Genomic DNA, 13,672 nt, shown 5'->3' on the forward strand with positions numbered 1-13,672 from the left:
TTGTGGCTAAAAAATATGCTACACTATCAATATGAAAATTTTAATCCCAACAGCAAAAGAAATGAACACAGACTTGCCTAGTATCGAAGCAGCTCCTTTAAAACCAGAAAGTCAGGCGGTACTTGATGCCTTGGCTCTCTATTCTGCTAGTCAAATGGAGAGTTTTTACAAGGTTTCAGCAGAGAAAGCTGCGGAAGAATTTCAAAATATTCAGGCTTTGAAAAGGCAAAGAGCTCAACATTACCCAGCTCTGAAACTTTTTGATGGGCTTATGTATCGCCATATCAAGCGAGATAAATTGACCGAGGCAGAACAAACCTATCTTGCAAATCATGTCTTCATTACCTCGGCTTTGTACGGAGTCATTCCAGCCTTGTCACCTATGGCCCCTCACCGTTTGGACTTTTTGATGAAATTAAAGGTCGCTGGTAAGACTTTGAAGAGCCATTGGAAGTCAGCCTACGATGAAGCTGTGAAGAAGGAAGAAATGATTTTCTCTCTCTTGTCGTCCGAGTTTGAGACTGTGTTTTCTAAGGAAATCAGAGAAAAAATGGTAACCTTCAAATTCATGGAGGACAAGGGTGGTCAGCAGAAGATTCATTCAACTATTTCAAAGAAAGCGCGTGGTGCCTTCTTGACAGCTCTGATAGAAAATCAAGTACAGACGGTGGAGGAAGCACGTCGCTTAAGTTTTGCAGGATTTACCTACCGAGAAGATTTGTCCCAGCCACAGGAATTGGTTTTTGTAAAGGAAGTATAGAAAATAGATAAAAGAAAAAGTCAGCAGTATTATGCTGACTTTTCTAGTTTATAAAGTATTGGATATATGAATCTCATTTGATAAACAGTTAAGATGATTAACCAAATCCATGATTGACAGATGGTTTCGGCAAATAAACTTCTTGGTAATCCCTGGAATATAAAAATTAGACACGATGATATCGTAATCTGTCTGATTTAAAATCTCAGGACTTGTTTTCAATTCATCCCAAGTATCGAAGGTAAAGCGGTTATTACAGTAGTAGGAAAGCATATCAACAAAGGTAAGGGATATAGCATGGTCAAAGTTACTGATAATTAAAACCTTGATAGGTGGTCGATTTTCTAACAACTGAGTAGAGAGGTTTTCAGCATGGGTTAAGATGGTGTACATCAAGTGTTCCAACTGTTCAGGATGGTCATGCTGTCCAATTGCCTGACGGTATTGAGCCAGTTCTTGACGCGCACTCCCCATAAAGTCTGGGAAGTAAACTTCAAACTTTTTAATCGTCAATGCTTTTTGTTCAAATAAGATTGGGGTAGAAAAGATTTCCTGTCTTTCAAAGAAAGCGGTGTTGTGTAAATGCCAAATCAGCTCATCGTGGTTGGTAAAAGTAATCTTATATTGTTTTGATAGGCGTTCTAGTATTTGACTCAGTAATTGGTAAGAGTGTCTTGCTTCACTGTTCTCTTCTAAAGAGTTGAAGAATTCTTGAGGATCTAAGAAAATGTTACTTTGAATAAAGGAAATAAAAATTTGTGCAATGATATCTGGAGTGATTTCAAGTTCAAATACTTGAGAAAAATAGCCTAGTATCTCTTCAAAATTTGGAATACTTTCCAAAATAGGGTAGTATTCATCGTAGAAATGATTTGGTAAGTCGATAAAATGACCATTTTTGATGCGGTAAATACTGATAGCTATCATCAGTTTGTACATTCTATAAATTGAAAATCGCATTGGATAATTCGTGATTTTATAGAAGAAGTCAGCAAATTCTGTTAAATCTTCCTCAGGAAGGTCAGGAAAAGGCCAATCTAGGAAATAATAGCGCTCAGAAAAATATTGGGCAAAAAAATAGCGAATATCGATTTCATTGCCACGTATTTCGGATGGAGTAAATGATAGTTCAATTTGGAATTGAGTTGATAGAGTTTTTGTAATATTTCTGCCCAGTCGATAAAGGTTGGCATTACTAGAGTGAAGATTTTCTATTGTTCGATAAATAGGTAGCCCCTCATTAAAAAACAGATACTCTAGTAATTGAAAAGATTGAGAATTAGCAAGAAAATATTGATAAATATCTTCTACACTAGTGTTAACTTCTAAATCTATCATGATTCCGTTAACAGAAGATTGGATGTCAATAGATGGAAAGGCAAGACGTAATTCATTTAAATCACTTTTTAAAATTCGTTCTGTACATCCTAATTTTTCGGCTAGTTCATGTAATTTCATCCAATTACGATTCTGAATTAGGGTTTCCATTAAGCGTAATTGTCTTTGATCTTTTGTGGATAAAAGGTTTCTCATATGGGTATTATCCTCCTTAATTTATTATATCATTTTTCTGTTTTTAATCAACTATAATGTTAGAGCTAAAAAAATGTTCCGACGATTCAAAAAAAAGAGAATATAATAACTGGCTCTGAAAATCAGAAATACGATATAGTAATTCCTTGGATAGTGTTGATTTATATATTAAATAGTTGTAGAGTAGGAATTATAAAATATTACTTAGGAGTTCAAAATGAAACATTCACATAAGAAATCATTTGACTGGTATAGTATGCAACAACGATTTTCTATTCGTAAGTATCACTTTGGTGCAGCGAGTGTTTTACTTGGTACAGCCTTGGTCTTAGGATCAGCTGCTAATGCTCAAACTGTACAAGCGGATGAAAATGGTTCTGAAAATACAAAGACAGTTAAAGCTGATAAGTTAGATGATTCTGCTAAGATTGTGGAAACGCAAAGTACAAATACTAAGTCAGAGAAGACTTATGCAGCTCCATCTGTTTCAAATCCAGTGGAAGCAACTCCAACTAAATCTGATGAAGCTAAAATGCCAGCAGAAAAAGTTGAAGAAGCTAAAATTCAGAAAGAAGAAGTATCTTCTAAAAATGCTGTTGATAAGTCAAAATTATCAGCGGCTCTTTCGCGTGCAGAAAAATTGGAGATTAAATTGTACACTGAAGAAAGTGTAAAACGTCTTCAATCTAGTATTCAATCTGCTAAAGTATTACTAAACAGAGCAAATGTGACAGAATCAGAATTATCTCAAGCAGAGTCTGAACTTCAAGCTGCAGTTATTGCTTTGGAACTTAGAGGGGCGACTACGACTAAAGTTACTGATAAAACTGAAGTAGTGAGTAAAATTGAATCTGCTGAAAAGAAAAATGCAGAATCAAAAGTAGCTGAACAAACTTCTGAAGTAGACAAAGAGTCAGAAGAAAAAGATAAAATTGCCTTAAAACCTGTAAAGGGGCTTCGAGTTGAAGATGCAAAGGCAAATAAAAAAGGCGGGTGGAATATTCCGTTAGATCAAGAAGCACGCTTAAGATTAAAGAGTGCTATTGAGGCTCATGCCGCACAAGGTAGTTCGCGTCGTCGGAAACGTGCTATCGGAGATTTGGATTATACCTTCAAGAAAGTTATGACCCCAGTTAACCCAGGTTTCTACGCAGATGCCAAGAGTGTTGATGAGTTAACAGTTAACCCAGACTATATAAATGAAACAGTTGTCAACGTTTGGTATAAAGACTTAGGTTATATCAATTTAGTCGACAAAGATGGACATTACATCAATTCAAATGGTGAAGTAGTAGAAAATAAAGAAGCAGCTGTCCGTAGACAATACAAAAATGATTTTAATGACACAACAAGAGCAGATGTTACTGAAATTCCTCAAGCACCAGTTGGTTGGAAAATTAGTGACAAGCAATCTATTCGTGGATATGATGCAGAAACAAAAACTATTGATCCAAACGACGATAATGATTTAGATGCTGTTGGTAAAGACTCTAATGTAGTCATTGAAAAAGAAAATCAAAAAGCTGTTATCCGTTACGTAAGCACTAACGGTAACCGTGTTCTCACAACAGATGAAGTGACAGGTAAGTCAGGTGAAGCCATTGCCTACAGCACAACAAGTCAAATCACAGAATTCAAGAAACAAGGCTATAAGCTTGTTAACGATGAATTCACAGCGGGTGGTGCGAAGGTTTATGACTACGATACAGCACGTGACCAAGTCTACACTGTAACCCTTTCAGAACGTGTTGAACCAGTTAACCCAGATAACCCAACTCCACAACCAAACACACCAGTTAATCCAGGACAACCAGATAGCCCACGTTGGCCAGGAACCGTTGAAAACTTGGATAACAAGGAAAGTGTTAGCCGTACCATCCATTATGTTTACGAAGATGGAAGCAAGGCTAAGGATGATGTGGTTGAAACACTGAACTTCAAACGTTGGAGCAATGTCAACTTGGTAACAGGTCATATCGACTTCCAAGACTGGACAACCAATGATGATACGTTTGATAAAGTGGTCTCTCCAACCATCGCAGGTTACACAGCGGATAAATCAGAAATCCCAGCTGTAAGCGGAGTGAAGGCTAAAGACCAAGACCGTGTTGAAACAGTTACTTACCGTAAGGATGCTCAAAAAGCTGTTATCCGTTACGTAAGCACTAACGGTAACCGTGTTCTCACAACAGATGAAGTGACAGGTAAGTCAGGTGAAGCCATTGCCTACAGCACAACAAGTCAAATCACAGAATTCAAGAAACAAGGCTATAAGCTTGTTAGCGATGAATTCACAGCAGGTGGTGCGAAGGTTTATGACTACGATACAGCACGTGACCAAGTCTACACTGTAACCCTTTCAGAACGTGTTGAACCAGTTAACCCAGATAACCCAACTCCACAACCAAACACACCAGTTAATCCAGGACAACCAGATAGCCCACGTTGGCCAGGAACCGTTGAAAACTTGGATAACAAGGAAAGTGTTAGCCGTACCATCCATTATGTTTACGAAGATGGAAGCAAGGCTAAGGATGATGTGGTTGAAACACTGAACTTCAAACGTTGGAGCAATGTCAACTTGGTAACAGGTCATATCGACTTCCAAGACTGGACAACCAATGATGATACGTTTGATAAAGTGGTCTCTCCAACCATCGCAGGTTACACAGCGGATAAATCAGAAATCCCAGCTGTAAGTGGAGTTCAAGCTAAAGACCAAGACCGTGTTGAAACAGTTACTTACCGTAAGGATGCTCAAAAAGCTGTTATCCGTTACGTAAGCACTAACGGTAACCGTGTTCTCACAACAGATGAAGTGACAGGTAAGTCAGGTGAAGCCATTGCCTACAGCACAACAAGTCAAATCACAGAATTCAAGAAACAAGGCTATAAGCTTGTTAACGATGAATTCACAGCGGGTGGTGCGAAGGTTTATGACTACGATACAGCACGTGACCAAGTCTACACTGTAACCCTTTCAGAACGTGTTGAACCAGTTAACCCAGATAACCCAACTCCACAACCAAACACACCAGTTAATCCAGGACAACCAGATAGCCCACGTTGGCCAGGAACCGTTGAAAACTTGGATAACAAGGAAAGTGTTAGCCGTACCATCCATTATGTTTACGAAGATGGAAGCAAGGCTAAGGATGATGTGGTTGAAACACTGAACTTCAAACGTTGGAGCAATGTCAACTTGGTAACAGGTCATATCGACTTCCAAGACTGGACAACCAATGATGATACGTTTGATAAAGTGGTCTCTCCAACCATCGCAGGTTACACAGCGGATAAATCAGAAATCCCAGCTGTAAGTGGAGTTCAAGCTAAAGACCAAGACCGTGTTGAAACAGTTACTTACCGTAAGGATGCTCAAAAAGCTGTTATCCGTTACGTAAGCACTAACGGTAACCGTGTTCTCACAACAGATGAAGTGACAGGTAAGTCAGGTGAAGCCATTGCCTACAGCACAACAAGTCAAATCACAGAATTCAAGAAACAAGGCTATAAGCTTGTTAGCGATGAATTCACAGCAGGTGGTGCGAAGGTTTATGACTACGATACAGCACGTGACCAAGTCTACACTGTAACCCTTTCAGAACGTGTTGAACCAGTTAACCCAGATAACCCAACTCCACAACCAAACACACCAGTTAATCCAGGACAACCAGATAGCCCACGTTGGCCAGGAACCGTTGAAAACTTGGATAACAAGGAAAGTGTTAGCCGTACCATCCATTATGTTTACGAAGATGGAAGCAAGGCTAAGGATGATGTGGTTGAAACACTGAACTTCAAACGTTGGAGCAATGTCAACTTGGTAACAGGTCATATCGACTTCCAAGACTGGACAACCAATGATGATACGTTTGATAAAGTGGTCTCTCCAACCATCGCAGGTTACACAGCGGATAAATCAGAAATCCCAGCTGTAAGTGGAGTTCAAGCTAAAGACCAAGACCGTGTTGAAACAGTTACTTACCGTAAGGATGCTCAAAAAGCTGTTATCCGTTACGTAAGCACTAACGGTAACCGTGTTCTCACAACAGATGAAGTGACAGGTAAGTCAGGTGAAGCCATTGCCTACAGCACAACAAGTCAAATCACAGAATTCAAGAAACAAGGCTATAAGCTTGTTAGCGATGAATTCACAGCAGGTGGTGCGAAGGTTTATGACTACGATACAGCACGTGACCAAGTCTACACTGTAACCCTTTCAGAACGTGTTGAACCAGTTAACCCAGATAACCCAACTCCACAACCAAACACACCAGTTAATCCAGGACAACCAGATAGCCCACGTTGGCCAGGAACCGTTGAAAACTTGGATAACAAGGAAAGTGTTAGCCGTACCATCCATTATGTTTACGAAGATGGAAGCAAGGCTAAGGATGATGTGGTTGAAACACTGAACTTCAAACGTTGGAGCAATGTCAACTTGGTAACAGGTCATATCGACTTCCAAGACTGGACAACCAATGATGATACGTTTGATAAAGTGGTCTCTCCAACCATCGCAGGTTACACAGCGGATAAATCAGAAATCCCAGCTGTAAGTGGAGTTCAAGCTAAAGACCAAGACCGTGTTGAAACAGTTACTTACCGTAAGGATGCTCAAAAAGCTGTTATCCGTTACGTAAGCACTAACGGTAACCGTGTTCTCACAACAGATGAAGTGACAGGTAAGTCAGGTGAAGCCATTGCCTACAGCACAACAAGTCAAATCACAGAATTCAAGAAACAAGGCTATAAGCTTGTCAGCGATGAATTCACAGCGGGTGGTGCGAAGGTTTATGACTACGATACAGCACGTGACCAAGTCTACACTGTAACCCTTTCAGAACGTGTTGAACCAGTTAACCCAGATAACCCAACTCCACAACCAAACACACCAGTTAATCCAGGACAACCAGATAGCCCACGTTGGCCAGGAACCGTTGAAAACTTGGATAACAAGGAAAGTGTTAGCCGTACCATCCATTATGTTTACGAAGATGGAAGCAAGGCTAAGGATGATGTGGTTGAAACACTGAACTTCAAACGTTGGAGCAATGTCAACTTGGTAACAGGTCATATCGACTTCCAAGACTGGACAACCAATGATGATACGTTTGATAAAGTGGTCTCTCCAACCATCGCAGGTTACACAGCGGATAAATCAGAAATCCCAGCTGTAAGTGGAGTTCAAGCTAAAGACCAAGACCGTGTTGAAACAGTTACTTACCGTAAGGATGCTCAAAAAGCTGTTATCCGTTACGTAAGCACTAACGGTAACCGTGTTCTCACAACAGATGAAGTGACAGGTAAGTCAGGTGAAGCCATTGCCTACAGCACAACAAGTCAAATCACAGAATTCAAGAAACAAGGCTATAAGCTTGTTAGCGATGAATTCACAGCAGGTGGTGCGAAGGTTTATGACTACGATACAGCACGTGACCAAGTCTACACTGTAACCCTTTCAGAACGTGTTGAACCAGTTAACCCAGATAACCCAACTCCACAACCAAACACACCAGTTAATCCAGGACAACCAGATAGCCCACGTTGGCCAGGAACCGTTGAAAACTTGGATAACAAGGAAAGTGTTAGCCGTACCATCCATTATGTTTACGAAGATGGAAGCAAGGCTAAGGATGATGTGGTTGAAACACTGAACTTCAAACGTTGGAGCAATGTCAACTTGGTAACAGGTCATATCGACTTCCAAGACTGGACAACCAATGATGATACGTTTGATAAAGTGGTCTCTCCAACCATCGCAGGTTACACAGCGGATAAATCAGAAATCCCAGCTGTAAGTGGAGTTCAAGCTAAAGACCAAGACCGTGTTGAAACAGTTACTTACCGTAAGGATGCTCAAAAAGCTGTTATCCGTTACGTAAGCACTAACGGTAACCGTGTTCTCACAACAGATGAAGTGACAGGTAAGTCAGGTGAAGCCATTGCCTACAGCACAACAAGTCAAATCACAGAATTCAAGAAACAAGGCTATAAGCTTGTTAGCGATGAATTCACAGCAGGTGGTGCGAAGGTTTATGACTACGATACAGCACGTGACCAAGTCTACACTGTAACCCTTTCAGAACGTGTTGAACCAGTTAACCCAGATAACCCAACTCCACAACCAAACACACCAGTTAATCCAGGACAACCAGATAGCCCACGTTGGCCAGGAACCGTTGAAAACTTGGATAACAAGGAAAGTGTTAGCCGTACCATCCATTATGTTTACGAAGATGGAAGCAAGGCTAAGGATGATGTGGTTGAAACACTGAACTTCAAACGTTGGAGCAATGTCAACTTGGTAACAGGTCATATCGACTTCCAAGACTGGACAACCAATGATGATACGTTTGATAAAGTGGTCTCTCCAACCATCGCAGGTTACACAGCGGATAAATCAGAAATCCCAGCTGTAAGTGGAGTTCAAGCTAAAGACCAAGACCGTGTTGAAACAGTTACTTACCGTAAGGATGCTCAAAAAGCTGTTATCCGTTACGTAAGCACTAACGGTAACCGTGTTCTCACAACAGATGAAGTGACAGGTAAGTCAGGTGAAGCCATTGCCTACAGCACAACAAGTCAAATCACAGAATTCAAGAAACAAGGCTATAAGCTTGTCAGCGATGAATTCACAGCGGGTGGTGCGAAGGTTTATGACTACGATACAGCACGTGACCAAGTCTACACTGTAACCCTTTCAGAACGTGTTGAACCAGTTAACCCAGATAACCCAACTCCACAACCAAACACACCAGTTAATCCAGGACAACCAGATAGCCCACGTTGGCCAGGAACCGTTGAAAACTTGGATAACAAGGAAAGTGTTAGCCGTACCATCCATTATGTTTACGAAGATGGAAGCAAGGCTAAGGATGATGTGGTTGAAACACTGAACTTCAAACGTTGGAGCAATGTCAACTTGGTAACAGGTCATATCGACTTCCAAGACTGGACAACCAATGATGATACGTTTGATAAAGTGGTCTCTCCAACCATCGCAGGTTACACAGCGGATAAATCAGAAATCCCAGCTGTAAGTGGAGTTCAAGCTAAAGACCAAGACCGTGTTGAAACAGTTACTTACCGTAAGGATGCTCAAAAAGCTGTTATCCGTTACGTAAGCACTAACGGTAACCGTGTTCTCACAACAGATGAAGTGACAGGTAAGTCAGGTGAAGCCATTGCCTACAGCACAACAAGTCAAATCACAGAATTCAAGAAACAAGGCTATAAGCTTGTTAGCGATGAATTCACAGCAGGTGGTGCGAAGGTTTATGACTACGATACAGCACGTGACCAAGTCTACACTGTAACCCTTTCAGAACGTGTTGAACCAGTTAACCCAGATAACCCAACTCCACAACCAAACACACCAGTTAATCCAGGACAACCAGATAGCCCACGTTGGCCAGGAACCGTTGAAAACTTGGATAACAAGGAAAGTGTTAGCCGTACCATCCATTATGTTTACGAAGATGGAAGCAAGGCTAAGGATGATGTGGTTGAAACACTGAACTTCAAACGTTGGAGCAATGTCAACTTGGTAACAGGTCATATCGACTTCCAAGACTGGACAACCAATGATGATACGTTTGATAAAGTGGTCTCTCCAACCATCGCAGGTTACACAGCGGATAAATCAGAAATCCCAGCTGTAAGTGGAGTTCAAGCTAAAGACCAAGACCGTGTTGAAACAGTTACTTACCGTAAGGATGCTCAAAAAGCTGTTATCCGTTACGTAAGCACTAACGGTAACCGTGTTCTCACAACAGATGAAGTGACAGGTAAGTCAGGTGAAGCCATTGCCTACAGCACAACAAGTCAAATCACAGAATTCAAGAAACAAGGCTATAAGCTTGTTAGCGATGAATTCACAGCAGGTGGTGCGAAGGTTTATGACTACGATACAGCACGTGACCAAGTCTACACTGTAACCCTTTCAGAACGTGTTGAACCAGTTAACCCAGATAACCCAACTCCACAACCAAACACACCAGTTAATCCAGGACAACCAGATAGCCCACGTTGGCCAGGAACCGTTGAAAACTTGGATAACAAGGAAAGTGTTAGCCGTACCATCCATTATGTTTACGAAGATGGAAGCAAGGCTAAGGATGATGTGGTTGAAACACTGAACTTCAAACGTTGGAGCAATGTCAACTTGGTAACAGGTCATATCGACTTCCAAGACTGGACAACCAATGATGATACGTTTGATAAAGTGGTCTCTCCAACCATCGCAGGTTACACAGCGGATAAATCAGAAATCCCAGCTGTAAGTGGAGTTCAAGCGAAAGACCAAGACCGTGTTGAAACAGTTACTTACCGTAAGGATGCTCAAAAAGCTGTTATCCGTTACGTAAGCACTAACGGTAACCGTGTTCTCACAACAGATGAAGTGACAGGTAAGTCAGGTGAAGCCATTGCCTACAGCACAACAAGTCAAATCACAGAATTCAAGAAACAAGGCTATAAGCTTGTCAGCGATGAATTCACAGCGGGTGGTGCGAAGGTTTATGACTACGATACAGCACGTGACCAAGTCTACACTGTAACCCTTTCAGAACGTGTTGAACCAGTTAACCCAGATAACCCAACTCCACAACCAAACACACCAGTTAATCCAGGACAACCAGATAGCCCACGTTGGCCAGGAACCGTTGAAAACTTGGATAACAAGGAAAGTGTTAGCCGTACCATCCATTATGTTTACGAAGATGGAAGCAAGGCTAAGGATGATGTAGTTGAAACACTGAACTTCAAACGTTGGAGCAATGTCAACTTGGTAACAGGTCATATCGACTTCCAAGACTGGACAACTAATGATGATACGTTTGATAAAGTGGTCTCTCCAACCATCGCAGGTTACACAGCGGATAAATCAGAAATCCCAGCTGTAAGTGGAGTTCAAGCTAAAGACCAAGACCGTGTTGAAACAGTTACTTACCGTAAGGATGCTCAAAAAGCTGTTATCCGTTATGTAAGCACTAACGGTAACCGTGTTCTCACAACAGATGAAGTGACAGGTAAGTCAGGTGAAGCCATTGCCTACAGCACAACAAGTCAAATCAATGAATTCAAGAAACAAGGCTACAAGCTTGTCAGCGATGAATTCACAGCGGGTGGTGCGAAGGTTTATGACTACGATACAGCACGTGACCAAGTCTACACTGTAACCCTTTCAGAACGTGTTGAACGTGTAACACCGAAAGATCCTAAACCACAACCAAACACCCCAGTCAATCCAGGACAACCAAATACACCAAATTGGCCACGTACTGTCGAGAGAATGGAGAAATTGACTCAAACAATAACTCGTCGTATCAACTTCCGTTACCTTAAAAATGGAAAAGCTGCATATGGAACGATTGATCAACATATCAGCTATGAAAGAAATGCTCTTGTGAATTTGGTTTCTGGTGATATCAATTATGAACAATGGAAGATTACTGGTATTAAAAACCAAGATGTTGTAGCTCCAGTAGCATCTCAACCATCAGCTACAACTCCTACAGTAGCAAATAATAGTGTAACAAGAGTTGTAAGATCATCTAGTGTAAGACTAGCTTTAGCTCCACAAGTTACTAATTCTCAAGAGTCTCCATTAGGCTTAACTGTGACAGAAAATGGTGAGCGTTCAGTACGTCGTTCATCAAGAGGTAAACGTGCCACTGTAGCAGAGCCAGATAGTTCAACTAATTCAGAAGCTGATTCATCTGTTAATGCAGTGTTCAAAGCAGTACGAACTCCTATTACACCAAAATTCTATGCTACTGTGAATAAAGTAGGAACGATGGAGGTTAACCCAAATTCTCCTCAAGATACAGAAGTTAATGTCGACTTGAAAGAAATGGGACGTATTGTAGCAGTCAATAATAAAGGACAATATATCAATGAACAAGGAGAGGTTGTACAAAACATTGAAGACGCTCTCTATAAGTACTATGATAATGATCCAAACGATGCAACAAAAGCAGCGGAAACAAAAATTCCTGCGGCTCCAAAATTCCATGTATTAAATAATACGCAACCAACTGTTTGGGGATATAATATTGTTGACAAGACAATCGAACCAAATGATGAATCTGATCCTGATCGTATCGGAAAAGATACCTTTGTAACATATAATGAAATTATTGATCCAGTATCTAAGGAAACAGAGCAAACTGTGAGCTTTACTGGTGCAGATTCTGCAACTCCTAAAGATAATGTGCAAAATGATTTTGTCTTCAAGGGATCATATAATGAAGCGACTAAAGAAACAACTTGGGAAAACAAGAACCATACCTATGGCATAGTTAAAGTCCCAGTTGTGGCAGGATATTTTGCTGATAAATCAGAAGCTGGTGCTAAGACAGTTACGCCAGATTCACCAAAAGCAACAGATACAGTTACATATAAAGCTTTGGGTAAAATCATTCCAGTAGATGCTTCTGGAAATGTGATTGTAAATGCTCCTCAACCACAATACATGAATGATGCAAATGATCCTCGTAAAGCTGGAGAAACTGCAGTACCTGAAATTGTAGGCTACAAACCAGAGCGTACAAGTGTCACACCTGAAAATCCAGGTGAAGATACAAAGGTAATTTACGTCAAGAAAGATCAAGTTGCAGTGGTTCGTTATATAGATGTTGATAATAAGGATGAGGTCGTTCATACAGACAATGTTACTGGTAAATCTGGAGAAAAGATTGCTTATACGACAGAAACTGTTTTGAAATCATTGATAGAAAAAGGGTACTTATTACAGAAAGATGGTTTCCCTACAGATGCAACTTTTGATACAGATGAAACTAAAGTTCAAGACTATACAGTTCTATTGAAACATAAGATCACTGTTAAAAAAGATGTTCCTAAAGTAGTAGAGAGAACGATCCATTATGTATTTGCAGATGGTACAAAAGCAAGTGAAGATCACCATGATCAAGTAAGTTTTTCACGTATGTTAAGTATCGATAATGTAACAGGTAAAACTACAAGTACATCTTGGGTTTCTGAAGATGGAGTAACAAGTTTTGACGAAGTGGTGTCTCCAACCATTGCAGGATACAATCCTGATCTTGCTAAGGTAGATTCGGTTCAAGGAATTACAGCAGAAACTGGAAATCAAGTTGTAACTGTAACTTATAGAAATGTTCAACCAATTCCACAAGTTACACCAACTCCGGTTCCAACGCCAGCTCCAGCTCCAAAAGTGCCATCAGCAGTTCCAACGCCAACGCCAGCTCCAAAAGAGGGAGAAAAAGACCTTCCAAAAACTGCAGGTCACTCTTCTGGTATGGCTCAAGCTCTAGGAGTGCTTGGCCTAATTGCTGGATTCAGTTTAGTTGGAAAAGCAAAACGAGATGAATAAAATCAAAACAAAAC

General features: G+C 40.7%; 3 protein-coding genes. 2 read left to right on the forward strand and 1 reads right to left on the reverse strand.

Translation table 11 applies throughout. From position 1 onward, the window contains the following. The first annotated feature begins 31 nt into the window (after positions 1-31). Positions 32-760 (forward strand): peroxide stress protein YaaA, encoded by a 729-nt coding sequence (yaaA, locus tag JJN14_RS03285; protein WP_201058897.1) that lies wholly within the window; start codon positions 32-34, stop codon positions 758-760. Between the two features lie 48 nt (positions 761-808). On the opposite strand, the gene JJN14_RS03290 is transcribed toward yaaA, so the two are convergent. Continuing rightward, the gene (locus JJN14_RS03290) at positions 809-2,293 is read right to left on the reverse strand and encodes a M protein trans-acting positive regulator PRD domain-containing protein (RefSeq protein ID WP_201058898.1); all 1,485 of its coding nucleotides are present in this window, start codon (positions 2,291-2,293) and stop codon (positions 809-811) included. Between the two features lie 217 nt (positions 2,294-2,510). On the opposite strand from JJN14_RS03290, the gene JJN14_RS03295 reads away from it, so the two are divergent. After that, positions 2,511-13,658, forward strand: coding sequence for a mucin-binding protein (locus JJN14_RS03295; protein ID WP_201058899.1), 11,148 nt, complete (start codon positions 2,511-2,513; stop codon positions 13,656-13,658). Positions 13,659-13,672: the final 14 nt, after the last annotated feature.

It is taken from the genome of Streptococcus mitis (assembly GCF_016658865.1).
Classification (GTDB): domain Bacteria; phylum Bacillota; class Bacilli; order Lactobacillales; family Streptococcaceae; genus Streptococcus; species Streptococcus mitis_BT.